20 protein-coding genes are annotated in these 25,652 nt (G+C 44.8%); 13 read left to right on the top strand and 7 right to left on the bottom strand.

All coding sequences use genetic code 11. The annotated features are described in order from the left end of the window. Positions 1-123: 123 nt before the first annotated feature. The 3 genes from pnp (at position 124) to C8D85_RS13120 (ending at position 3,590) form a co-directional block, all read left to right on the top strand. Positions 124-2,235 (top strand): polyribonucleotide nucleotidyltransferase, encoded by a 2,112-nt coding sequence (gene pnp, locus C8D85_RS13130; protein ID WP_133563448.1) that lies wholly within the window; start codon positions 124-126, stop codon positions 2,233-2,235. 282 nt (positions 2,236-2,517) lie between these two features. After that, positions 2,518-2,730 carry a VF530 family protein gene (locus tag C8D85_RS13125; RefSeq protein WP_133563446.1) on the top strand — a complete coding sequence of 71 codons (213 nt, stop codon included), beginning with the start codon at positions 2,518-2,520 and terminating at the stop codon, positions 2,728-2,730. Between the two features lie 209 nt (positions 2,731-2,939). Then, positions 2,940-3,590, top strand: a complete 651-nt coding sequence (locus C8D85_RS13120) for an SLATT domain-containing protein (protein WP_133563444.1) — start codon at positions 2,940-2,942, stop codon at positions 3,588-3,590. 112 nt (positions 3,591-3,702) lie between these two features. Here the strand turns inward: C8D85_RS13120 and C8D85_RS13115 are convergent, their stop codons facing one another. Beyond that, positions 3,703-4,920: a BCCT family transporter gene (locus C8D85_RS13115; RefSeq protein WP_133563442.1), complete on the bottom strand. Its 1,218-nt coding sequence runs from the start codon at positions 4,918-4,920 to the stop codon at positions 3,703-3,705. Between the two features lie 640 nt (positions 4,921-5,560). Between C8D85_RS13115 and mqo the strand changes: the two genes are divergently transcribed. Continuing rightward, the gene (gene mqo / locus C8D85_RS13110; protein WP_133563440.1) at positions 5,561-7,198 is read left to right on the top strand and encodes a malate dehydrogenase (quinone); all 1,638 of its coding nucleotides are present in this window, start codon (positions 5,561-5,563) and stop codon (positions 7,196-7,198) included. Between the two features lie 337 nt (positions 7,199-7,535). Then, positions 7,536-8,099: a YceB family lipoprotein gene (locus C8D85_RS13105; protein WP_211342197.1), complete on the top strand. Its 564-nt coding sequence runs from the start codon at positions 7,536-7,538 to the stop codon at positions 8,097-8,099. Positions 8,100-8,207: 108 nt separating this feature from the next. Here the strand turns inward: C8D85_RS13105 and C8D85_RS13100 are convergent, their stop codons facing one another. From C8D85_RS13100 to C8D85_RS13090, 3 genes are all read right to left on the bottom strand, one after another. Then, positions 8,208-11,006, bottom strand: a complete 2,799-nt coding sequence (locus tag C8D85_RS13100) for a bifunctional aconitate hydratase 2/2-methylisocitrate dehydratase (protein ID WP_133563438.1) — start codon at positions 11,004-11,006, stop codon at positions 8,208-8,210. A gap of 346 nt (positions 11,007-11,352) precedes the next feature. Beyond that, positions 11,353-12,069: a YccT family protein gene (locus C8D85_RS13095; RefSeq protein WP_162847589.1), complete on the bottom strand. Its 717-nt coding sequence runs from the start codon at positions 12,067-12,069 to the stop codon at positions 11,353-11,355. A 282-nt stretch (positions 12,070-12,351) separates the two neighbouring features. Continuing rightward, the gene (locus C8D85_RS13090; RefSeq protein WP_133563434.1) at positions 12,352-13,569 is read right to left on the bottom strand and encodes a ribose-phosphate diphosphokinase; all 1,218 of its coding nucleotides are present in this window, start codon (positions 13,567-13,569) and stop codon (positions 12,352-12,354) included. 265 nt (positions 13,570-13,834) lie between these two features. On the opposite strand from C8D85_RS13090, the gene C8D85_RS13085 reads away from it, so the two are divergent. Continuing rightward, on the top strand, positions 13,835-15,847 hold the full coding sequence (locus tag C8D85_RS13085; RefSeq protein WP_162847588.1) for a PAS domain-containing protein: 2,013 nt from the start codon (positions 13,835-13,837) through the stop codon (positions 15,845-15,847). Between the two features lie 89 nt (positions 15,848-15,936). On the opposite strand, the gene C8D85_RS13080 is transcribed toward C8D85_RS13085, so the two are convergent. Then, positions 15,937-16,692, bottom strand: coding sequence for an SDR family NAD(P)-dependent oxidoreductase (locus tag C8D85_RS13080; RefSeq protein ID WP_133563430.1), 756 nt, complete (start codon positions 16,690-16,692; stop codon positions 15,937-15,939). 116 nt (positions 16,693-16,808) lie between these two features. On the opposite strand from C8D85_RS13080, the gene C8D85_RS13075 reads away from it, so the two are divergent. Both C8D85_RS13075 and C8D85_RS13070 read left to right on the top strand, forming a co-directional pair. After that, entirely contained in the window at positions 16,809-17,711 is a 903-nt protein-coding gene (locus tag C8D85_RS13075) for a LysR family transcriptional regulator (RefSeq protein ID WP_133563428.1), read from the top strand. Positions 17,712-17,797: 86 nt separating this feature from the next. Next, a complete protein-coding gene (locus C8D85_RS13070) occupies positions 17,798-19,243 on the top strand; it encodes an FAD-dependent oxidoreductase (protein ID WP_244937015.1) in 1,446 nt (481 codons plus the stop codon). A gap of 52 nt (positions 19,244-19,295) precedes the next feature. Here the strand turns inward: C8D85_RS13070 and C8D85_RS13065 are convergent, their stop codons facing one another. Continuing rightward, positions 19,296-19,703 carry an acyl-CoA thioesterase gene (locus tag C8D85_RS13065; protein WP_228189829.1) on the bottom strand — a complete coding sequence of 136 codons (408 nt, stop codon included), beginning with the start codon at positions 19,701-19,703 and terminating at the stop codon, positions 19,296-19,298. Between C8D85_RS13065 and C8D85_RS13060 the strand changes: the two genes are divergently transcribed. Next, the gene (locus tag C8D85_RS13060) at positions 19,702-20,727 is read left to right on the top strand and encodes a DUF3080 family protein (RefSeq protein ID WP_133563426.1); all 1,026 of its coding nucleotides are present in this window, start codon (positions 19,702-19,704) and stop codon (positions 20,725-20,727) included. The two genes, C8D85_RS13065 and C8D85_RS13060, sit on opposite strands and share 2 nt — an antisense overlap. On the opposite strand, the gene C8D85_RS13055 is transcribed toward C8D85_RS13060, so the two are convergent. Continuing rightward, entirely contained in the window at positions 20,724-21,047 is a 324-nt protein-coding gene (locus C8D85_RS13055; RefSeq protein WP_133563424.1) for a hypothetical protein, read from the bottom strand. The two genes, C8D85_RS13060 and C8D85_RS13055, sit on opposite strands and share 4 nt — an antisense overlap. Positions 21,048-21,255: 208 nt before the next feature. On the opposite strand from C8D85_RS13055, the gene C8D85_RS13050 reads away from it, so the two are divergent. The 4 genes from C8D85_RS13050 (at position 21,256) to C8D85_RS13035 (ending at position 25,540) form a co-directional block, all read left to right on the top strand. Then, positions 21,256-22,320: a diguanylate cyclase gene (locus C8D85_RS13050; RefSeq protein ID WP_133563422.1), complete on the top strand. Its 1,065-nt coding sequence runs from the start codon at positions 21,256-21,258 to the stop codon at positions 22,318-22,320. 108 nt (positions 22,321-22,428) lie between these two features. Further along, complete coding sequence (glk, locus tag C8D85_RS13045; protein ID WP_133563420.1) at positions 22,429-23,403, top strand: glucokinase; 975 nt, start codon at positions 22,429-22,431, stop codon at positions 23,401-23,403. 19 nt (positions 23,404-23,422) lie between these two features. Beyond that, positions 23,423-24,898, top strand: coding sequence for a glucose-6-phosphate dehydrogenase (zwf, locus tag C8D85_RS13040; protein WP_133563681.1), 1,476 nt, complete (start codon positions 23,423-23,425; stop codon positions 24,896-24,898). Between the two features lie 18 nt (positions 24,899-24,916). Beyond that, entirely contained in the window at positions 24,917-25,540 is a 624-nt protein-coding gene (locus tag C8D85_RS13035; protein ID WP_133563418.1) for a bifunctional 4-hydroxy-2-oxoglutarate aldolase/2-dehydro-3-deoxy-phosphogluconate aldolase, read from the top strand. The last annotated feature ends 112 nt before the right edge of the window (positions 25,541-25,652 follow it).

Here is a 25,652-nt window from a genome sequence, read left to right as displayed (position 1 = left end):
AGCCTGTACTTCACATGTATTTTTCTTCGTACACTCAAACGAAGCCAAAAGAATACATCTGAGTACTGGCTACTAAAGATTGTCTTTGGGAGAAAGTTACAAAAAATAAGTTAAGGAATACGAGTGAGTATTACGACTAAAACTTTCCAATACGGAAATCAAGAAGTTACCCTAGAAACAGGCCGTATCGCACGTCAAGCGACAGGTGCTGTTCTATGTACAATGGGCGATGCACAAGTACTTGCAACAGTGGTAGGCGCAAAAAGCGCTAACGCTGGTCAAGACTTCTTCCCTCTATCTGTACACTACCAAGAGCGTACTTACGCAGTAGGTAAAATCCCAGGTGGTTTCCTAAAGCGTGAAGGCCGTCCTTCTGAAAAAGAAACCCTAACGTCTCGACTAATCGACCGTCCAATTCGTCCACTGTTCCCTAAAGGCTTCATGAACGAAGTACAAGTTGTTTGTACAGTAATGTCGACTAACACTGACCTAGACGCTGACATTCCAGCAATGCTTGCAACCTCTGCAGCACTAGCTGTGTCTGGCATCCCATTTAACGGTCCAATCGGTGCAGCACGTGTAGGCTTCAACGATGAGTCTGGTTACATGCTTAACCCACTAAACTCTGAGCTAGCAGAATCTCTACTAGACATGGTGGTTGCGGGTACTAAAGACGCAGTACTAATGGTTGAGTCTGAAGCACAAGAGCTGACTGAAGATGAAATGCTAGGTGCAGTTCTTTACGCACACAAAGAAATGCAAACAGCAGTTCAAGCGATCAACGAATTTGCAGCAGAAGCTGGCAAACCACGTTGGGAATGGTCTGCTGAACAAGCAAACGCTGACCTAGTTGAAGCGGTTAAATCTGGTTTCGCTGCGCAAATCGAAGAAGCGTACACCATCTCTGAGAAAATGGACCGTTACGCGAAACTTGGCGAAGTTCGTCAAGCAGCAATCGAAGCGCTTGTTACTGAAGAAGGCCCATACTCAGAAGGCGAAGTGTCTGCAGTATTCGGCAAGCTTGAGAAAAACATCGTACGTCGTCGCGTAATCGACGGCAAACCACGTATCGACGGCCGTGACAACAAAACTGTTCGTGGCATCAACGTTGAAGTGGGCATGCTTAAGAAAACTCACGGTTCTGCTTTGTTCACACGTGGTGAAACACAAGCCATCGCTACTTGTACACTAGGTACAAGCCGTGACGCACAGATCGCTGACGGTCTAGCGGGCGAATCTAAAGACAGCTTCATGCTGCACTACAACTTCCCTCCTTACTCTGTAGGTGAGTGTGGTCGTATGGGCGGTGTAGGTCGTCGTGAAATCGGTCACGGTCGTCTAGCACGTCGTGGTGTACAAGCGGTTCTTCCTTCTGAAGACGAATTCCCATACACAATCCGTGTCGTATCTGAGATCACTGAATCAAACGGTTCAAGCTCAATGGCGTCTGTATGTGGTGCGTCTCTATCTATGATGGACGCTGGTGTTCCTCTTAAAGCGCCAGTTGCGGGTATCGCAATGGGTCTTGTTAAAGAAGACGACGGCTTTGCAGTCCTAACTGACATCCTAGGTGACGAAGACCACCTAGGTGACATGGACTTCAAAGTAGCGGGTACTGAAGAAGGTATCACAGCGCTACAGATGGACATCAAGATCGAAGGTATCAACGAAGAGATCATGGACATCGCTCTAACTCAAGCGATGGAAGCACGTAAGCACATCCTACGTGAAATGGCTCAAGTAATTGGTTACGCTCGTCCAGAAGTATCTCCGAATGCACCATCTATGGCGACATTCAAGATCGATCCAGAGAAGATCCGTGAAGTTATCGGTAAAGGCGGCGCAACTATCCGTTCTATCACTGAAGACACAGGCGCTTCTATCGACCTAGACGACGACGGTACTGTACGTATTTACGCGCCTGATAAAGCAGCGTCTGATGCGGCAATGCTTCGTATTCATGAAATCACTGCAGAAGCAGAAGTCGACAAACTTTACCAAGGTAAAGTGGTTCGCCTAGCTGAATTCGGTGCTTTCGTGAACATTCTTCCAGGCAAAGATGGCCTAGTACACATCTCTCAGATCGCTGAAGAGCGCATCCGTGCAGTTGCAGACGTACTAGAAGAAGGCCAAGACGTAATCGTTAAGGTTCTTGACGTAGACGCACGTGGCCGTATCAAGCTATCTATCAAAGAAGTAACTGAAGAAGAAAAAGCAGCATTCGTAGCTGGCTAATCTTAACTTCGCATTAACTTCCTAAAAGGAGCACCTCGGTGCTCCTTTTTTATTGCCCGCGGTTTTTGCTGGCTGCTTTTGTAGAGAAAGGGGTCAGATTCCTTACCTATAAAAATCGGCAGATAGACACGAGTAATATCGTCGTAGAAGGAATCTGACCCCTTGAGTGGATCCCTTAACTGAAGCCCTTGTACGAGGCGATTGCATCGGCGATCCAACTTGCAACCCCCACTTCCCTAAAAAACTGCTAAACTCCCTCCCTACTCAAATCAGGAATCCCCAATGAACCAACCTAACAACCCATTGCACGGTCTGTCATTAGAAAAAGTGCTGACGCGCTTAGTCGAGCACTATGGCTGGAATGGTCTTTACGATCGCATTCGCGTGAACTGTTTTGCGAATGACCCTTCGATAAAGTCTGCGTTGAAGTTTTTGCGCAAGACCCAGTGGGCTAGAGACAAAGTCGAGGCTTTGTATGTTCAAACGTTTAGCTAGTTCGCAGCAAAGAAAGCATTGTCCATTAAAAGCCTGAAACTCTTAATATCTACTCCAGTTCGATCATAGTACAGCCTCAGATCCGCCATAAATCGAATGTTTCAGACGGCCAAGTTTTACGTAGGTTATTAATTTATATATCTTTTTAAATATAGAATGCTTTGAGAGCTATGGTAAATTAGCCCTTCACTTGATGTACTGGAGCTGTAATGGATACGGAAGAGCGTTTTGATAACCTATGTGATCGCTTCGGAGATCTTCGCAATAAGATGCGGACGATTTCAAAGACTAGTTTTCATGCTTCTACGCGCTTAAAGGTGCATGCAAAGTATTCGGCTTATACGATTATTCTCGTTTGTCTGGGGGTGCTTGCTTTATCATTAATGCAGGCCTATTCAGTTGGTGGGGGCTTTGACGCCAAAGACATTGGGCTTATACAGTCTTTCTACTTGTGTGTTGTGATGGTTTACTCTTTTTTATTATATAAAAAGGATTATGCAGGTTTTTCTGCGAAGATGGACGCATATTCGTCACAGTTCTTTGAATTAGAAATGAAGGTCATTGATCGTCTTTTTGAGGATTACTACAACAAGCTAGAGCAACTGGAGGAGAAAAATTACCTTAAGTATGAGGATGAATATAACTCTTTGTTAAAGCTTTATGAGGAAAGCGCGATTTATAAGTTCCGTGGTGACTACTATCGAGCGCAATTAGAACTCCCAGAATTTTATGATGTTGAAGTACATAAGTGGCTTGCCTTGAATGCAAAAGCTATCTTTTGGAATTGCTTGAATTTCATTTCCTATCCAGTTGTACTTGCCAGTCTGGGATGGGTGATTTTTACGTATGTGGGGAGTTAATTAGACTACAGCAATAGAGCAAGAGCGACTTATGACTATAGTGAACAATTCGTTGAGTAGGGCAGGCTATGTGCCTGCCCTATAAACTAGGCTTAGCAGGGAGCTACGAAGCTTAACGTGTCAATTCCACTTTCTCAAAGTCTAGAGTATTTTCTTCACAAGGCCCTTTAATGCTTGCCACTTCATGGCGCTTTTTCAACATGATGTAGATAAAGCAGCTAAAGTATAGGCCGATCACTAGGGCACCCACCCACTCGATTTTCAGGAAGTCGAGTTGGAATAAAAGTGTTAAGGCACACATCAGAACCAAGTTACCTAAGATATAAGGGATTAGACCAAAGCGTTCTACGGTTAGGTTTAGGTTATCAGTGTAGAGACGGATCAGTGAATCCAATGAGTTCACCACCATTAAAATTCCCACTACAATCATCATGACATTGATAAAGCCAGCGATCTGTAACCCTTCTGTGTAATAGTGATAAAGGATGGTGAACCAGACCCCGATGGCAATGGATGGGAAGACCATCATCGCCAACAGTAATTGCCAAGTGCGAATGCCGCTGACAAAACGTGCTGTGAACTGTCCAATCATGATGCTCCAAGAGAACCACCAGAATAGGTAGAACGCGTGGTAGTCATTTAGCGGTAACATAAATTGATAAATGTTCGTGAAGTATTCACTGATCAATCCTGCATTGCTAAGGAAATCTTCTGGATGGCCATTATCGGTCATATAAGCTCTAAACCACATAATCACGATTAATGCGATAAACAGAAAGCTAGAGCCTAAGCTTAAGAGTCGTAACAGTTTCATACTACTGCTTGAATACACTGCCAAAGCAATCGAAGCCAAAACGATCAAGTAGAAGGTGGGTACCACAGATTCACCATCGCCAATTTGAGGCAAATACCAAGGCAAGTTCACAAGTAGTAAGTAAGCGGTGAATGCACAGGTGCCAATGATGACGATGTTATTGATCAGCTTCACCAGTGGTAGTTCAAAGAATTTCACTCTTGGCTCGATGATGCAGAAGTAAAAGCAAGTTAAGAAGTAGAAGCCCCAGATCAAAAAGGCCCAATAGCCGAACTCAATCGCTAGCGGATTGGCGAAACTGTATTCAGGACTCTCTGTTAGGTTTGCATAGCCTGCAAACTCAGTAAGGGGAAACATGATCAAGCCCACATCTAAGCCGGATGTGAACAGGATTGCGATAAAGGTCAGAGTATGCACTGGCGTCACGCCAACACATTTTATATTCCACCATTTCAGTAGAATGACCGCGATAGCGGCAAAAGAGAAAATCAGACCGGACGATAAAAGGAGATTCATACACCCACCAGTTTTTTTAATTAAACGTTTAATTAAAAAAAGACTATAAGATGAGTAAATAGATTTCAACGATGGGGAAAATCAGCTTTTCCCAAAAACGACATACCAGAGCGCTTTTAGTAAAGGAAGATAGAGGCGGTTGAGTTTACCGAAGCTGTTTTTGATGCGAGATTTAGATCGATTTTTAGAGTAGTTTTTAATGATTTTTTCTATGATTTTGACGTCACTTTTATTGTTTTTAGAGGTTTTTCGTTTTTTCGACTAAATCTTACCAGCTCGTATACCTTGAGGGGAGTATGTATTAACGACCTTGTGACAGTAGATAGTGTGGCCTAAAAAGATGTCGCGTATAGCCGGAGTCTAAGTCGTCGATGGATAAAATCGATCAGGGGAATTAGCGAGATTTTTTCATTACAAAAACTTACATAACCAATTAAAATGCTCAAAACCTTCTCTTCTTACCAAAGATTTTCACTGATCTAACGCAATGTTAGTTTAGCGTCGATTTATAGCCCCCAAGCTTTCAGCTCGGTCTTCATGACTGTCAGCTGGGCTGAGTTCCTATATCTATCAGCACTGGATGCGTGATTTCTTGATGCTCGCATCTCTCGCTCAATAATTACCATAGAGCCAAATCTAAATGAAGAAAATCAAATTAGCCCTGCTAACCTTATGGGTAAGTGTGGCAACTGTACTGACGCCAGCACACGCGGAAGATGAACAAGTAGACGTGTTACTGATCGGTGGCGGCATCATGAGTGCAACGTTAGGCACTTATTTACAAGAGCTTGAGCCAAACTGGTCAATGGCGATGATTGAGCGTCTTGATGGTGTGGCGCAAGAAAGTTCGAATGGTTGGAACAATGCTGGTACAGGCCATTCTGCGTTAATGGAGCTGAACTACACGCCTGAAATGCCAGATGGTAGCATCAATGTTGATAAAGCCATTAAGGTAAATGAAGCGTTTCAAATCAGCCGCCAGTTCTGGGCGTATCAAGTGAATAACGGTGTTATGCATGATCCAGAATCCTTTATTCGTTCTGTGAACCACATGAGTTTTGTATGGGGTGATAAAAACGTAAACTTCCTACGTAAGCGTTATGCCGAATTGCAAAAACATAGTTTGTTCCAGAGTATGGATTACAGCGAAGATCCAGCTCAAATCGCTGAGTGGGCACCTTTGCTGATTGAGGGGCGTGATCCTAACCAGTTGGTTGCTGCGACTCACTCTGTTATCGGTACGGATGTGAATTTTGGTGAGATCACACGTCAGCTGGTTCAAAGCCTTACGACGAAAGATAATTTTGATCTGCAATTAAGCAGTGAAGTGCGCGGTCTTAAGCAGAATGCAGATAAGAGCTGGACGGTTACTATTGCAGATTTAGCGAACGGTGAGAAAGAACGTACGGTTGATGCTAAGTTTGTCTTTATCGGCGCAGGTGGTGCGTCATTGCCACTGCTGCAAGCTTCAGGCATTCCAGAAGGTGATGTATACGGTGGCTTCCCTGTCGGCGGTCAGTTCCTAGTAACAGACAACCCAGAGGTTGTTAAGCAGCATGTGAATAAAGCATACGGACAAGCCGAAGTCGGAGCTCCTCCGATGTCTGTGCCGCACCTGGATGCACGTCGTATCGATGGTAAAGAAGTGTTGCTGTTTGGCCCATTTGCCACGTTCTCTACGAAATTCCTGAAAAATGGTTCCCTATGGGATCTCTTGGGTGCGACGACTACTGACAATGTTGTGCCAATGATGCAAGTAGGCCTAGATAATTTCAACTTGGTTCAATACTTGATTGAGCAAGTGATGCTGACGGATGAAGATCGTTTCGCTGAGCTTAAAAAGTACTACCCAACGGCTAAACAAGAAGACTGGAAACTGATCACAGCTGGGCAGCGTGTACAGATCATCAAGAAAGATCCAGAAAAGGGTGGTCGCTTACAGTTTGGTACAGAAGTTGTATCGTCTGCGGACTCTAGCCTTGCTGCGCTATTAGGTGCTTCTCCAGGTGCTTCGACGGCGGCGCCAATTATGTTGAATGTTCTAGAAGAAGTGTTTGCCGATAAAGTAGCAGGTGAGTGGAATGCGAAACTGAAAGAAATCATTCCTTCATACGGCACTAAGCTAAACGGCAATGTTGAAGCGACTCATCAAGAGCTGACTTATACAAGCCAATCGCTGAAGCTTCATTTACCTCAGGCGCCGCAAACCGTTGCGCCAGCGGGTGATGAATCTGTGACCATGCCTAAGCAAGACGATATCGCTAACATTGAGCTTTAAGCGCTAATCGATCTTCACACGAAAAAACGACAGCCCTGCTCAAATGAGTGGGGCTTTTTTGTATCCAATCAATAAAGGGGTCAGATCCCTTGCCAGATAGCAGTGATAGGCACCTTAATTACGTACAGGGATCTGACCCCTGATGAATCGCCTTGCCAGATATCAGTGATGGGAAACTGAATTACCTATAGGGATCTGCCCCCTGATGAATCCGAAATGCCCTACGGTTATCTTTCTATGAAAATATCGAGTAAAAGCTGGAAATGATCGGAGTCTTCGTTTTTCGAGGGCCGGATTACACGCTACACTGATGGTTTCAATTACTAATAATGAGCTTATGATGAAAGCAATTCTAGCAGTGTGTTGCACACTTATTTTGAGTGGTTGTGCCACTCTCTCACAACTTTCCACTTACTCTATTTCTAACTCAGAGTTAGAGCAGGCATTAGACAGCCAACTGGCTAAACTTCAAACCAATGCCAATATTGGTGGCATTCCTTTGACCTTAACAGTGGATGATATGTCTGTAGACATCGGCCCAGAAGGGCGTGATGTGGTGCAGCTTGGCACAGAGGCAACGGCAAATATCAGCGTATTTGGCTTTCAATATCCTGCGAAGTTAAATTTAGAGCTGGAAGGGACGCCGTATTACGACAGTGAGAAAAAAGCGATCTTCGTACGTTCGTTAGCACTGTTAGACAGCACTATTGATGCGGGTGGTTATAAAGGCAACCTTGCTCCGTTGAGCAATGAAGTGATGATGTTGATTAATGGTTACTTAGCATCAAACCCAGTTTATACCTTAGATACTAGCAACGACGTAGTGCGTTTGTTGTCAAGTGTGCCGCTTAATATGGCGATTGAACAGGGCAAGTTATCGCTGCAACCACGTCAGCAATAATTCCATATGATCTTGGGTAATGATTAATGTCATTGCCGACAACAATAAAAAAGCCCTGACTCAATTGAGTCAGGGCTTTTTATTTAGTTAGCGAAACTAAGGCTTGGGTTACGCTACTGGCGTGATCGCGATGTCGCCGCCTTTAACGCTTAGATCTTCGCTTGGTGGAGCGAAAGACGTTAGGTTAATGCCAGCAACCGCTTCTTTGTACTCATCTAGAGATGGGAAACGACCTAGGATACAAGATAGAACTACCATAGGTGTGGAACCTAGTAGTGACTCACCTTTCTTCTCAGCAGTATCTTCTACTACACGACCTTGGAACAGACGAGTAGAAGTTGCTAGAACCGTGTCACCAGGTGCTGCTTTCTCTTGGTTACCCATACATAGGTTACATCCTGGACGCTCTAGGTACATGATGTTCTCGTATTGCTTACGAGCTGCTTCTTTAGGGTTCACATCGTCAAACTGGAAGCCAGAGTATTTCTCAAGTACTGCCCAATCGCCTTCAGCTTTTAGCTCATCAACGATGTTGTACGTTGGTGGCGCAACAACTAGCGGTGCTTTGAATGTGATAGGGCCTTTCTTCTCAAGGTTACGTAGCATGGCAGCGATGATTTGAATATCGCCTTTGTGCACCATACAAGAACCGACGAAGCCTAGGTCAACTTTACGGCCATCGTAGTAAGAAGTCGGACGGATCACATCGTGCGTGTAGCGCTTAGATACGTCTTCGTTGTTTACATCTGGGTCTGCAATCATTGGCTCATCGATTGCGTCTAGATCAACCACAACTTCTGCGTAGTATTTAGCGTTGTCATCTGGAGCAAGCGCTGGCGCGTCGCCAGACTTGATTTCAGCGATACGCTTGTCAGCAAGAGCGATCAGACCTTGAAGCATGTTTGCTTCGTTATCCATGCCTTTGTTGATCATGATCTGGATACGAGACTTAGCAAGTTCTAGAGATTCGATCATTGTTTCATCAGTTGAGATACAGATAGAAGCTTTCGCTTTCATTTCTGCAGTCCAGTCTGTGAATGTGAAGGCTTGGTCAGCAAGCAATGTACCGATTTGCACTTCGATGACACGGCCTTGGAATACGTTTTCGCCTTGGAACTGCTTCAACATCTGCGCTTGAGTTGCGTGTACGATGTCACGGAAGTCCATGTATGGCTTCATTTGGCCTTTGAAGGTTACTTTAACAGACTCAGGGATTGGCATTTCTGCTTCACCTGTTGCTAGAGCAACGGCAACCGTACCCGAGTCAGCACCGAACGCGACACCCTTAGACATACGAGTGTGAGAGTCACCACCGATGATGATCGCACGATCGTCAACTGTGATGTCGTTCAATACTTTGTGGATTACGTCAGTCATTGGCGCGTAAACACCTTTAGGATCACGTGCAGTGATAACACCAAAGTTGTTCATGAAAGACATTAGCTTAGGAATGTTTGCCTGAGCTTTTTTGTCCCATACAGACGCAGTGTGACAGCCTGACTGGTAAGCACCGTCAACAGTAGGAGAGATCACAGAAGCCGCCATAGACTCAAGCTCTTGGCAAGTCATTGGGCCAGTTGTGTCCTGAGAACCTACGATGTTCACTTTAACGCGAACGTCAGAACCAGTGTGAAGTGGTGTTTTAGATTTCACACCTACCGCATTGCGGTTAAAGATTTTCTCTACTGCCGTTAGACCTTGGCCTTCAATAGAGATCTCTTTGTTTTGTGCGTAAACAGCTGGCGCTTCGATACCTAGTGTTTCTGCTGCGAATGTTTGTAGTTTCTTACCGAATGTTACCGCGTAAGAACCACCTGCTTTCATGAATTCCACTTTTTGTGGTGTGAACGCAGAAGATACGTCAACAAGCTCTTTGTCACCGTTGTAAAGCTTCTTAGCTTTAGTATCGATAGTAAGAACAGTGCCCGTTGCAACAGAGTAAGCTTCTTCTAGGACTGGGTCGCCGTTTTCGTCACGAACCACATTACCGTTCTCGTCAGTTTTCTTAACCCAGTTTTTAAGGTCAAGACCGATACCACCAGTTACGCCAACAGTCGTTAGGAAGATCGGAGCAATACCGTTCGTACCAGCAACCACTGGACGGTTGTTAACGAATGGGATGTATGGAGAAGTCTTTTCACCCGCCCAAAGTGCAACGTTGTTTACACCAGACATACGTGAAGAACCTACGCCCATTGTGCCTTTCTCAGCGATTAGCATCACTTTAGCGTTCGGGTGTTTTTTGCCTAGCTCAACGATGTCTTTTTGAGCTTCTGGGCTGATCATGCATAGGCCGTGCAGTTCACGGTCAGCACGAGAGTGTGACTGATTACCAGGAGATAACAAGTCAGTAGAGATATCACCTTCCGCTGCGATGTAAGTCACTACGTCGATTTTTTCTGGGATATCGTCAAGTTTCGTGAAGAACTCTGCTTTCGCGTAGCTTTCAAGAACGTCTTTTGCAATGGCGTTACCAGCTTTGTAAGCAGCTGACAGACGGTCGTAGTCAGCGTCGTATAGGAATACTTGAGATTTAAGTACTTCACCTGCTGCTGTTGCTTGTGCGTGATCAGACAGAGCCACGTCTAGTAGTGCTGCAACAGAAGGGCCGCCTTTCATGTGAGAAAGCTGTTCTAGAGCGAACTCCGGAGAGATTTCAGCAACTACTTCGTCACCAAGAACGATGTCTTTAAGGAAAGCAGATTTTACAACCGCTGCTGGTGTGGTACCTGGCAGAGTGTTGTAGATGAAGAAGTTCAAAGAGTCTTCACGGTGTTCGTTAGCCGTATCCTTAATCTGCTCAATGATTTCAGATACCAATTCAGCACCGTCGATTGGTTTTGGTGCAAGACCTAGTTCGTTCTTGCGAACCTCAATTTCTTTTAAATAGTCAGTATAGTAACTCATAGCGCCAATTTCTCATTCCGATCCGGTTATGGTTGATTAACAAGATATTAAAAAGCGGCAAATAGCTCAATGGAAACTAATGACACAAAGTTAATACCCACCATCATTAAAAAAAATAAACCCGTAATTATAGTAGGCGAATCGAAATAATATGCACGTTTAAAGGATAGGTTATTATAAGTATCTGATATGTAAATAATTCTCAATAATATTTGAGAATCATTTTTGTATTTTGTTTTGAAAGGTTTTCTACTAAGAGCAATATATTGCAGTCGGAAAACAGAAGTCGCGGGAGAAGCCATGTGGGCCGATTTTATTCAGTCCACATGGCTTTTAAAGGAAACGATTATTCGTTTAGGAGCCAGATTTGGAAAGCTTTTTGGTCATTCTTTGATGCCTTTTCAAACCAGAATCCGAGCATTTCAAAAGCTGTGCTCTCTGTTTTTGCCTGATGAGAGTGATCGACCATCCAGATGCGCATGTCTTTGCGCGTGCTAGCATCTGCTTTGTTATACCAGAATTTCAACATTTCTAGTTCTTCTGTTGCCGCAACGGTTTCACTTGCTGGTGTAGGGGTGTCTACTGCTGGAGTTTTATAAGTGGCTGAAAACTCGCGGATCTCACGCTTGTAGTCTCGCAGCATTTGTACGCCTGACTGCTTTGGTAACATACGTACCTCGTAATCGAGTTTGGCATCGCTCGCTTCGTTTACCAAAGTGATTTCAGGTTTTTTTGCGAAGGCTGCTGCATCGTTATTACGGAAAAAGTAGGGCGCTTCAAGCATGATTTCAGCATCTTGGGCAACATCGACCTCTATTACCATAGGTTCTGACTGAAACTGCTCAGCATTACCGCCACCACCAATACGTTGGTTAAAGCGAACGACCACTTGGCGCTTACCAGCCTCGATGTCGGTTTTAAAGTCTCCCCCAAAGCTGCCTGGGCTTTTAAGATCGACATACATGATTTCAAAGTTTCTAGGGACTTCAAATGTAGCGGCAAGGGCGGGTAGACTGCTCGTAGCCAATAACATACCCACCATAATTCCAGAACGTAAATTCACCTCGGTGACTCCTTTTACAATGATGCTAACCAAATGATTTCGATGACGTAAGCTACCACAAACCATTTGGAGTTTATCTTTCGTGGTGGTCACGCAAATATAAATGCTGATTTTTGCCTTTTTATCTGTAAAAAAAGACATAAAGAGGATGAAATATAGTTTTGATTATATCTATAGCGCAACAGCGCTGTTCTCGGGAAAGGTTGAAATAGCGTGATTGAGGGAGTTTATATCACACTAAAATACTAAGCCCGTTTAGAACGGGCTTAGTAAGAGATGGATTTAGTCGTCTTTATTTAGGTCGTGAAGCTCTTCACTGAACCAAATTTTGCGCTTAAAGCGTGGGTTCTTAGAAGACATGTCGATCTTGTATGGGTTCAGCTCTTCACTTTGCGGCAAACCTAGGATTTTGCAAAGCTCTTGGCCAAGCCATTTCTCAACTTTCAGAACCACCATCTTCTTACGTAGACGGCCTTGCTCGTCGCGGTTTAGGATCGTTGGTAATGTGTTCAGCGTTAAGATTTCACCTAGTGCAGGGTGCGCCATACGCTCACGGCCTTCGTTACTAGCGTAGAAGTGTGACACAGCAAATACCATGCGCTCTGGGTTGATCTGTTTCAGGAACTGACAAGATTTGATGATAGTCGAACCTGTACGCACCATGTCATCGAACAGAACGATGCTTGCACCGTCTAGGCCTTCAAAAGTGTGCTCGCTCTCTTTGTGTAGCGTGATTTCAACTTTACGTTCAGCAGTACGCTCTTTGTCCAACATGATGAACTTCGCTTTCGTTAGACCAAGCGTGTTATACATTTGTTTAACAAAATCACGAGCACCTTTATCCGGTGCACACAGTACTAGGCCTTCACCCTCTTCACCGTAACTTAGGATGTTAGAATTTAGAAGGTAGTGAGCGTAGATGCCATATGGGATTAGGTTATGGAAATCACCGTCAAACACTTCATTGAAAATCTGCTGTACAGAGTCTGAATGGTTGTGGATCGTCATGACCGTATCAACACCAGACAGCTTCAGCATTTGTGCGTACAGCTTTGCAGTGAATGGTTGGCCATCAAATTTCTTGATGTCCTTAATGTCACGTTCAAAGCTAGTTTTGCCCAGATCTTTGCTCGGACCGCGGTCTTGAGCGCTGTAGAACAAATCTGGCTCGACTAGGACAACACGTGCTGCGCCGTTTTCTTTTGCCGCACGAGCAATGATGAAGTTCGCCATAGCTAATTCTTGGCGGCTTTGTACATGGCTTGTCGTGCTGACAATCACCACTGACTTACCTTCGAGCTTACGTCCGATGTTCTCGAAGTCCGCTTCGTCCGAGATAAAACGCGGGCAAAATTCGGAGTTCATAAATTGCTTCATGCTGATGATATCAGCGATATCTTCATGCTGGCCCATCGCATATGCGACATCAATGGCAAAAGGGTTGTCAGAAGAGTTGCTAACAACGATAACGTTAGGTGACTGGCTGCTCGGCGAAGTCATGGACGATCCTTTACTAGAGGGAGGTGATGTTTCGGATATTTTAACACGGCTAGGTAAAGAAAATCCCTACTGACATGCCATCGACTTTAGTTCTAATTCAATTTTTACCAATAACCTTATTGTGTTTCGGTATTGACTTTGTCTCTGGCACTTTTGAACGTCTTTGCTAGCTTTAATTCTATGTCTTTAGAAACGTACTTTAAGCTTTGAAAATTGTTTAAGGAATGCAGAGTACGTTTTTCATATGAACAGAGCGGAAGTATTCATGATGAAAGAAACGTTTACTCATAATAATGGTTTTGAAACGGTATTTAGAGATTCAAAAGATGGTTTAGCGATATTTAAAGGGGATGTATTCGTCGATTGCAATCAGTCTATTCTAGATATGATCGGCGCACAGCATAAAGATCAGTTTATCAATCGCACTCCAGATCAATTCTCACCAGAGCGGCAGCCAGATGGTCGAACTTCCTTAGAAAAAAGCATTGATATGATTCAGCAGTGCTATGACCATGGCAGTGTGCGCTTCGAGTGGGTCCATAAAAAGCTTAATGGCGACGAGTTTTGGGTTGAAGTGATTTTAACCAAGATGGTGCTGGATGGCGAAGTTGTAATACATACAAGTTGGCGGGATATTTCCGAAAAGAAATCTCTCGAACTGGAAACAAAAATCCAAAAAGAAACCTTTGAAACACTCTTCAACGAGTCAGAAGATGGTCTGTGCTTGCTGACCACTGAGAGCTATTTCGATTGTAATAAAGCATTTTCCCATTTATTTGGTGCTGCTACGAAAGAAGAAATCGTTGGTATTACGCCGATAGACTTATCTCCAGAGTATCAACCAGATGGAAGGGCGTCGGCCGAAAAAGCGGTTGAAATCATCAATACGGCGTTTACCAAAGGGACCATTCGTTTTGAGTGGATGCACCGAAGGCTCGATGGCAGTGAGTTTTGGGCAGATATCATCTTGTTCAAAATTAACGTCAAAGACACCGACGTACTGTATGCCATTACGCGAGATATTTCTGAGAAAAAAGCGTTGCAACTTGAGATTGCAAAGCAAAAAGAATCTTTTGAAACGTTATTTAAGGAGTCTAAAGACGGCCTAAGCATCATTGCAGATGGTTTATTTTTGGATTGCAATAACTCCTTCTTGGAGCTTTTTGGTTACGCCAATAAGCAAGAGGTCGTCGGTCTGACACCCATCCAAGTGTCTGCAAGTCTTCAAGAAGACAATGAACCAGTCGAGCGTGCGGCAGAGCGTCGTATATCGAGCGCCTTTGAACAAGGCTCTGCGCGATTTGAGTGGAATCATCTCAGAAAAGACGGCAGTGAGTTCTGGGGCGAGGTGATTCTGACGAAAATTATGTTGGATGAAAAAGAAGTGCTCTACGCCATTACCCGAGATATTTCAGAGAAGAAAGCTCTGCAGCTTGAAATAAGCGAGCGCAATGTGCAGTTGAATGCTTCAAATGCACATCTGGAAGAAACCATTGAAAACCTTAAACAAACTCAAGATAAATTGGTTGAATCAGAGAAAATGGCCAGTTTGGGGTCATTGGTTGCAGGTGTTGCGCACGAAATTAATACACCAGTAGGCATTGGTTTAACAGGGGTGTCACAGCTTGTAGAAGAATGTAATGGCATCAGTCAACGTTACCAAGACGGCACATTGACGGAAAATGACTTCGAAGACTTTATCCATAGCGCTAAAGAAATTGCAGGTATTGTTGAGAAAAATTTGGAGCGTACTGCGCACCTTGTGCGAAGCTTCAAGCAAGTCGCCGTTGACCAAACAAGTGAAGAAGACCGACAGGTTAATATCAAGCATTACTTTGAAGAAGTGGTCTTTAGCTTAGCCTCAGTGCTCAGAAAAGCGAGTGCGAAGGTAACGATTGAGTGTGCTGAGGATGTGTTTGTATTGACTAACCCTGGATTGCTTTCCCAAGTATTGACGAACTTAATCGTGAACTCGGTTAATCATGGTTTTAAAGAACGTGAAACAGGCTGCATTCATATTGCGGTCTCGTCAGTTGGTGAAAAAGAGTTGATGTTGAACTACAAAGACGATGGCAAAGGCATCAGCAAGGAACACATCTCAAAGATATTTGATCCTTTCTTTACTACCCAGCGTGGCGCCGGTGGTACAGGTCTTGGGCTGAATATTACCTATAACATCATTACTAATGTCCTAGGTGGTTCCATTGTTTGTCACAGCGAAGAAGGCAAAGGAGTGGAGTTCATTATTAAGTTTAAGGTGGCAGATCGCCTATCATAATTCGACTTGGATGATGCTAGATGAAAGCGAGGCCCTCGAAATCAGGCTGCTCTTGCAATTCGATCAGCCTGATTTAAATACCGTCTCAGTTACAAAAACATTCCGCCAGAGGCTTCGATTCTTTGCCCGGTAATCCAATGGGCTTGATCACTTAACAGGAATGCAACAACTGCACTAATGTCTTCAGGCAGGCCGGGACGGCCAAGAGAAGTGATGTTGGATACCATCTTGTGGTACTCAGGGTTATCTCTAACAGCGCCACCTCTAAAGTCCGTCGCAATGGCGCCAGGGGCGATCGTATTGACAGTGATTTGTCGCTGGCTAAATTCCTTGGCAAAGTATCGACTCATCACTTCGACGCCACCTTTCATAATCGCGTAAGCGCTGCTACCTGGTAAAGAGAAGCGTGTTAAGCCTGATGAAACGTTGAGAATGGAACCACCTTCAACCATATAAGGTAGTAGAGCTTGGGTTAAGAAAAAAGGGCCCTTTAAATGTATTTGGTACATGGTGTCGAATTCGACTTCAGTGGTGGCTTCAATACTGCTGCCTAACCCAGTACCTGCATTGTTCAATAAGTAGTCCAGTGAGTTGCGGTTAAAGTAAGAAGCCAGTTCCGATTTCAATTGATCCACAAACATAGGGAAGCTGTCTGTTTGAGTGGTGTCTAACTGTAGCATTGATGCTTTTACTCCAAGCTCTCTGAGTTCAGTCACGACAGTTTGAGCCGTATCAAATTGGCTGTTATAGGTAATCACAATGTCGATGCCATTTTTAGCCAGTGCTAATGCACAGTCTCTTCCGATACCTCGGCTACCCCCAGTAATTAAAGCTAATTTATTCATTTCTTTAATCTCTTTTCCGTTGAATGATGTGTTCAGAATAGAGATCAATTTGTTCTTGATAAACATGTTAAATTTGATTTAACTGTTCGTACAATGTGAACAATTGGTGAGATGCTATGGATACACTTGAAGCCATGCGGCGTTTTATTGTGGTGGCTGAGACAGGGAGTTTTACCGAGAGTGCTGAGCGGTTAAATATACCCAAATCTGCCATTTCAAGCTCGGTTCAGCGTTTGGAGAAACGCTTAGGTGTTCGCCTTTTTCACCGCAGTACCAGACGGGTAACACTTTCTTCTGCTGGGCAAAGCTATTATCCAGAGTGCCTGCGTATTCTGAATGAATTGGATTGCTTAGAAAATCAATTTCAAACGGAAAACGAGGTCATACGTGGCGTTTTAAAAGTAGACATGGCTAACCGCTTTTTTATGTCGGTGGTATTGCCGCGTTTACCTGAATTTTTAGATAAATACCCTTTGATCGATTTACAGGTTCAAACCAGCGATCAGAGAGTTGATCCAATCAAAGATGGTATTGATTGCTTAATTCGTGCGGGACAGCTGACGGACAGTGCTCTAGTGGCGCGGCCATTAGGGCAATTTAAAATGTTGAATTGCGTCAGTGCCTCCTATCGAGATCAGTTTGGTGTACCAGAAACACTGGATGATTTATCGCAGCATAAATTGATTGAGTATTTACCAGGTGGCAGTGATGTACCTCGTGGTTTTGAGTATGTTAATGAAGAATGTGTTCAGTTTATTTCCATGCCGACGTCCATAACAGTGACCAATACGGATGCTTATCGAGCCTGCTGTTTAAAAGGGCTAGGGATCGTTCAAATCCCACAACACGGAGTTCAAGACGAGCTGGACCGTGGTGAGCTTGTTGAAGTGTTACCAGAGTTTCGTCCAGCCTCTATGCCCATTTCTATGTTGTATCCTTCGAGGCGTTTACTGCCAAAACGAGTAGTGGTGTTTATGGATTGGTTAACTGACACCGTAAAAGCCATGCATGAGCGATAAAGCATGATTCACCACATTCTATTAATAAAGCTTAAGAGGTACGCTAAGGCGTTTAATGAAATGATCTGGATATTGGGCAGTTAGAGTTGAGTAACTTAGATAAGCAAACCAAATTTTGGGTGATGTGCAGTGACTGTTTGGGACGGGGCAAAAGAAGCCGCCGTATTCGTAAGAAGGTTCGCCTAGAGTACCAAAAGGCATTAGAGGCGTTTAGGAATGACAGTTCGAAGCATCCAGAGCCGGTGAAGCCCAAAGGTCATTTAGAAATGTGTGCCAGTTGTTCTGGCTTGGGAATAGTGTTGTCGGATGAGGCGCTCCCTGTAAATGAAAGTCTTCCTAAAGTGGCTATTATTGGCGCAGGCATTGGCGGTATGGCTTTAGCGGTTGCCTGTAAGCATCGCGGCATTCCTTTTACGCTCTACGAGCGTGACATCAGCTTTGATGCTCGATCGCAAGGGTATGGCTTAACCCTACAACAAGCCAGTCGCGCTATTTCCGGATTAGGTATTACCGAGCTAGAGGAAGGTGTTGTCTCGACAAGACACATGGTGCACAACACTGAAGGTAAAGTCGTTGCTGAATGGGGAATGCGGCGCTGGCTTGAAGGGCAACCGAGTGCGATCCCGAAGCGTTCCAATATTCATATTGCTCGCCAGTCTTTGCGTTTTCAGATGATGGAACAGTTAGGCGGTTCTGAAGAGGTACATTGGGGGCACCAATTGGTCTCGTTTGATCAAATTAGATCGGATAAGGTGCAGCTGACTTTTTTGGTAAACGGTGAACAAAAATACGCTGAGGCAGACTTAGTGGTTGGTGCTGATGGTATCCGTAGTGTCGTGCGCCAGAGCATCATAGGCGATGAGGTGACGCCATTGCGCTCACTGAATTGCATGGTGGTCTTGGGAATTTGCCCACTATCTTTATTGGGAGACTTAGAGTCAGAACTGTTGGACGGTGCCACCGTGTTCCAAACAGCCAATGGTAATGACCGTATCTATATGATGCCGTTTAATGCCGAGTCCGTTATGTGGCAGCTCAGTTTCCGTATGGACGATGATGAGGCCAAAGCGCTCAGTGAACAAGGTTCTGATGCCCTCAAAGCGGAGGCGATTCGACGCTTACCTTGGCATTCTCCAATCCCTGAGATATTAGCCGCTACGCCAGCTGAGCTGGTATCCGGTTACCCCGTTTATGATCGTGAACTGCTAACGCCTGAGCACTTTGCTAATAGCTCCAAAGCAACGTTAATTGGCGATGGCGCACATCCGATGACACCGTTTAAAGGTCAAGGCGCTAACCAAGCGATTTTGGATGCCTTATCTTTGGCACGAGAAATTACTAATGGCTGTTGGTCTGAAGACGTTTGGCGCAACAAAGGGCTTCGACAAGCAGTACTTAATACCTATGAAGCGGAAATGCTTGAGCGCAGTGCTGTTAAGGTAGAAGGTTCCGCCGCCGCAGCTGAATTCCTGCACTCAGATGTTGTCTTAGAGCCGGTTGATCAGCCACGTCGGATGTCTCCGAAAGATTAGCGACGTTGGGCCGCATTTCTTCGGATTAGAACGAAAAATTCGAAAGTTCGAACTAATCGTTACCTTCAAAAATAGGCGTTGGACGTTTGTTTTCATCAATGGCGACAAAGTTGAAAACGCCTGTGATGGCTTTCTCACGCTTATCACTGTAAAGCTCTTCTAGGAAAATGTTTACTTCCACTTTTAATGAAGTGCGGCCGACGTGAATTACACGCGCAACAAGTTCGACTAGAATGCCTGAAGGGATAGGGCGTTTGAAATCCACTTGCTCCGTTGAGATCGTAACAACTTGTTTACGGGCGAAACGGGTCGCTGCAATGTAAGCCACTTCGTCCATCCATTTTAAAGCTTCACCGCCAAATAAAGTGTCATAGTGGTTGGTTGTGCTCGGAAACACCATTTTTGCAACACGTGTTTCTGAAATCTCTTCACGCTTTTGAATTAGTAGAGTATTCATCATGAGGTTACTGCTCTCTCGTAAATCAGTGGTATTACTGCTTCTAGGGGTTCTGCTCGTTAGTTGCGACCGCCGTTTTGCGCCAGAAGGTTTATTAGAAAACTACGTCAAGGATTTGAATCGATCTGAGTTTGTTCAGATCGAATTGGGCTCCACGAGTTCTATGCTACCTTTGCCAGCCTTAAGAGATCGACAGCTAGCGCTGAGTCAGTTTGATGTAGGCTTATTAGAGTTTTTGTCATTACAGCAATGTGATGTTGGTGCGGTGGCCGGACAGCGCAATAGTATACTGGGCCGTGTCATGGCCACAAGCCAGCGCTTTATTTATGAGCTAGACATCATTCGGGCGATACGTACCTGTGAAATCGATGATATGGAGTTACGTACCAAGCTCTTAGATGTGGCGCAAACTAAGCAAAATGAGTTACCGCTGACGTTTTCAAATGTGTTGTGGGCTGGGGAAGAGACGCAAACGTTTTTCAGTTTGGCCAATGGCTATTTACCCTTGTCTCCAGAGTCTTCTCAATATCAGGCACTGATTGCCGCTTTACAGCACCTAAATCAAATCCAAACTCACTTACAAGATGTGCCCAACATTCGTAGTGCAGATATTGAAGCCGACATGAAGGCTATTTATGAAAGTGAGTATTTAGGGAAATTGCTATTTAGTGTGGTGCATTTGCATGATTATCTTGACCAGATCACACAAGCTCTAGCGCCGCTGAGCCAGAGCCAAGCAGTTTGTGGCCCGCCACTGAACTTTTTAAAGCAGCAGTTTGAAGCTCATTATATTAAGGTGCTGCAACCTTACATGGCGCGTATCAATAAAGTGGCTTATCAGGTTTTACCTTTGATCCATTCTTTGGGCGTACAGAGTCCAATAAATAGCCCTGAATGGCGCGCCTTTATCCATCAATTTGATTATCAAAACTCTGACAGTGCTTGGCAGGCGTATCTTCGGGCATCGAGGGAACACGGCCGAGCTTGGAGTCAAATCTTTGCCGTATGTGGTGAGTCTGTTGGTTAGGCTTGTGTAGAGATCAGGTTATCAACCGCCGCAACGGCATCGTAGGCTGCGAGGTTACCTTGAGCGAGAGGCTCGTGACTGAGTGCTTTTAACAGGGCTAAATTTGCAGTCGGGTTGGCTCCGATGTTACCTGAGAATTGAATGGGGCGAGTGACGGCATGAGGCTCATGCTTGCTCAGAGTATCTTCTTGATTACGAATACTAGGGCCTGGTTGAGTAAAGAGACTCATGAACAGCGCAAAGTTGGCGTTACCGGAAACTCGGCCACCAGCTTTCACCTCATGGGTTAATTGGGTCTCTAAAACGTCTCTAATATTCATAATGTTCACATCTGACTGTTAGAGTGGTTATCGGCTTTTTATAAGAAACTTTAATAAAGTCAGCAAATTAAGCTAAAGTTTTTCATAGACAGAACGTTTATAAGAGTATTGAATATCGAAACACATTGCGCAAAAACTAGACACATGCAAAAGGATCGTGTTTATCTGGCAAGACGCCTCACGCTGAGACACTGATTAGGTTGGTTGGATGCATACTATTGATGAGCTGATCGAGAACGTTAGACATAATGAGCAGATTGCGATGAAGTTTTTCGACATCGAACGCTGCATTTTGTCTATTGGGCGTTGCGATCAATTTGTATCGACACTGACGAAAGAAGTGCAAAAGCAGTTCAATGTGCCGTTTGTATGGGTCAACTTGATCAACGAAGCACCGCTATCACATTTGGTGGAAACTTTAGAAAAAACTGCCGGCCTAAAAGACAGAGTGCTGTTCACCCGACGCAGTGCCATGATCGATGCCATTGGTGTTGGCAACAAGACCGTGTTAGTGAATCAAGATATTGGCCGCTATTGGGAAGTTATTCCTCAAGCTTACCGTTCCATCATTGGCTCGGTGGCAGTCTCTCCTTTAACAATTGATGGTGAGTTAGTCGGATTGTTTTGTCAGGCCGATCAAGATCCCGCTCGTTACGATCCTAGTGCAAAGGACACCTTTTTACTGGATCAGCTCTCAATCAAAATCTCTATTTGCCTAAGTAACGTGACCGCAAGGGAGAAGCTAGAATACCTAGCTACCCGAGATCCATTAACGGGATTGTTAAATCGACGCCAACTCGAGTTAATGCTAGAGCGTGAATTTGCCCGTTGTAAGGGGCAAAACCGCGATTTAACCGCCGTTTTTCTAGATTGTGATGCATTTAAGTCGATCAACGATACTTTAGGCCACAATTGTGGCGACGAAGTGCTAGAATACATAGCGAAACGTCTTTTGAAGCATGTGTATAAACAAGGTTTAGCGTTCCGCTTTGCGGGAGATGAGTTTGTGTTTGTGATGCCGGGCAAGAGCTATGATCAAGCAATGAGTATTGCTGAGTCGATTCATGATTATTTACAATCGAACCCACTGCGCTACAAAAACAACTTAGTTCCCATTACCGTCAGCTACGGCGGAGCAAGCGTTTTATCTGACGCACCGACCAGTTATAAACATCTGCTGAAATTAGCGGACGAACGCCTCTATAACTACAAAAACAATCGCAAGCGATCTGTTCCTACGAAAGTCTTCAAATTTCTGAATAAAATTCGCTGATATGTAATTAAATTACACTTGCGGCGGGATTATTTTTGTTTTCTGGTGTTTTTACACGCTTTTTCGTTGTAAAATTTCAAAAAAATTAAAACTCCAAAGAGGTTTACTATGTCTCATGCTTTGATCGCAGATTTGGGAGGGACGAACGCACGTTTTGCCTTAGTGCCCATCAACCAATATCTGCCGCAAGAAGTAAGTGTTTATTCTTGCAAAGAGTACCAGTCGTTTTTTGATGCTGTGTCCGCTTATGTTGATCAATGTAGTGTAAACTTCGATTCTATCGATGCCATTGTGCTAGCGATTGCTGGCCCGGTTAACCAAGACGTTATCCGTTTCTCAAACAATCCTTGGCACTTCACTCGCCAAGAGATCCAAGACCATTTCGGTCACGACAAGAAAATCGCCTTACTTAATGACTTTGATGCGATTGGTCACAGTCTAGAGGTCATCCCGAAGGAAGAGCTGATCCAAATTGGTGAGCCTTCTGAGATCGACCCGAAGGCCGCTTCATGGGTGCTGGGTGCTGGAACCGGATTGGGAGTGGCGTGTGTCGTACCACAAGATAATGGTGCCAACATTGTCTTGCCTGGTGAAGGTGGTCACGTTGATCTAGCCACGTGCAATGACCAAGAAGATTATATTTTGCGCTTTTTACGAGAGCGTCATAAACGTGTCTCAGCGGAGCGTGTACTGTCAGGCATGGGACTGGAAAATATTTATGAAGCTTTGGCCCACCGCCAAGGCATTGAAAAGCGTTTAACAGCACCAGAAATTGGCGCCGCGATTGAAGCAGGTAATGATCCACTGGCAGAGGCCACATTGGATCAGTTTTTTACCTTCCTTGGACGTGTGACAGGGGATCTTGTCCTATCTGTTGAAACACGTGGTGGTGTTTACATCGCTGGGGGCATTGTGCCGCGTTATCTTGAACAAATTAAAGGCAGCGCGTTCCGCGACGCGATGCAAGACAAAGGTCGTATGAAAGCGTTTGTATCACCTATTCCTACCTTTGTTGTAATGTCTGAATACCCTGGGCTGATGGGATGTGCTAACTACGCATCGTATCTTGTCAATCAAGCCTAACTGAACCGGAGAGAAAATGATGAAGGCAAGTTTAAAAGCCTGTGATGTGGTGATTTTTGGTGGCGGTGGCGACTTGGCCATGCGCAAGCTTCTTCCAGCTCTCTATCATTTGGACCAAGACGGTCTGCTGGCGAAGAATACTCGCATCATCGGCGCATCACGTCGTGATATGAGTGCTGAAGATTACCAAGCAAAGGTTCGTGAAGCGCTAGACGAATTCGTACCGAAAAGTATTGGCGATGAGAAAACTTGGCCACGTTTCAAAGAGCGTTTGAGCTATGTTTCTGTAGACGCTCAACAAGAGTCAGACTTTGCTCGTTTCAACGATCACGGTGTAGGCTCTGACGACAAAGATGTGGTGTTTTACCTAGCAACTTCACCAGACTTGTTTGGTTCTATCTGTTCTTCTTTAGCCAACCATGGCTTAAATGAAGAGCGTATGCGTGTGGTACTTGAGAAGCCTCTTGGTCGTGATTTGACGTCTTCCCGTGCGATTAACGATGAAGTGACGCAGAACTTCGGCGAGAAGCAAATTTTCCGTATCGACCATTACCTTGGTAAAGAAACAGTACAAAACCTATTGGCGATACGCTTCGGTAACACGCTGTTTGAACCGCTTTGGTCAAGTGCGCACATCGACAACGTGCAGATCACTGTGTCAGAAACCGTAGGCGTAGAGGGCCGTTGGGGCTACTACGACAAAGCAGGTGCGCTACGTGACATGGTTCAGAACCACCTTGTGCAATTGCTATGTTTGGTGGCGATGGAGCCTCCGGGTCGTAACGATGCTGACTCAGTACGTGATGAAAAAATCAAAGTATTGAAAGCTCTGCGTCCGATCGAAGGTGCCAACGCTTACACGAAAACCGTACGCGGTCAGTATGCGAAAGGCATGATTAACGGCAAAGAAGTAAAAGGCTACTTTGACGAAGAAGGCTCAAACCCTGAATCTCGTACAGAGACATTCGTGGCGCTTCGAGCTGATATTGATAACTGGCGTTGGGCCGGTGTTCCGTTCTACCTTCGTACCGGTAAGCGTCTAGGTCAGCGTTACTCTGAAATCGTGATTCAATACAAAGCGATTCCACACAGCATCTTTAATGATGAAAGTAACCGTCAGCTACAGCGTAACCAATTGATCATTCGTCTTCAGCCAGAAGAGAAAATCTCGCTAACGGTTATGAATAAAGTACCGGGTGCCGGTGAAGGTATGAACCTTCAGCCAGTAGACTTGAACCTAAGTTTGAGTGAAGCCTTCCAAAATAAACGTAGTCCAGAAGCTTACGAGCGTCTGTTGCTTGATGTAATGCGCGATGATGCAACGTTGTTCATGCGCTACGACGAAGTAGAAGCGGCTTGGAAATGGGTAGATGGCATCATGGCCGCTTGGAACCAAACCAGCGAGCGTCCAAAAGAGTACGCATCAGGCTCTTGGGGGCCAGCTGCGTCCATGGCATTACCAATTAAAGATGGCCGTAATTGGCACGACTATTAAGCAAAAGGGGATTTACCTATGACGACTTACACAGCAGCTCAAGTCATGACTGCCACACCAGTTGTTCCAGTGATTGTTGTAGACGATGTAGAACAAGCGGTAAACCTAGGTAAAGCGTTGGTTGCAGGTGGCGTTCCAGTTCTTGAGGTAACACTTCGTACGGAAGCAGCGTTGGAAGCGATTACTGCTCTTCGTAAGGAAGTACCAGAAGCGATTGTTGGTGCTGGAACGGTTTGTTCACGTGAGCAATACATTCAAGCCGTTGAAGCGGGTTCTCAGTTTATTATCAGCCCAGGGTTAACGCCTGATCTGTTAAAAGTAGGCAAAGAATACGATATTCCTTATCTACCCGCTGTGGCGACGATTTCTGATATTTTGCTAGGCCTTGAATACGGCTACGACCATTTCAAATTCTTCCCAGCGGAAGTGAATGGTGGTGTGAAAGCCCTTAAAGCATTCTCAGGCCCACTGCCGCAAATCCGTTTTTGCCCAACAGGTGGCATCAATGAGAAAAACTTTAAAGACTATCTAGCCCTAGACAGCGTGCTATGTGTGGGTGGTTCTTGGATCGTACCGACTGACCTAGTAAAAGCAGGTAAATGGGACGAGATTACTGAGCTAGCGAAGTCTGTTCAGCAGTAATTGTTCATCTTTATTGAGCTATAAAAGTGCCTCACGATTTTCGTGGGGCATTTTTTTGCTCTGAAAATACTTCAAGCGATAATAGAGGCTACACACTTAAAGGATGAGTCAC

The sequence above is a fragment of the Marinomonas communis genome, assembly GCF_004363305.1.
GTDB classification, from domain to species: domain Bacteria; phylum Pseudomonadota; class Gammaproteobacteria; order Pseudomonadales; family Marinomonadaceae; genus Marinomonas; species Marinomonas communis.
Note: the sequence above shows the minus strand (reverse complement) of the source record. Positions and strands in the feature narration are given on the sequence as shown.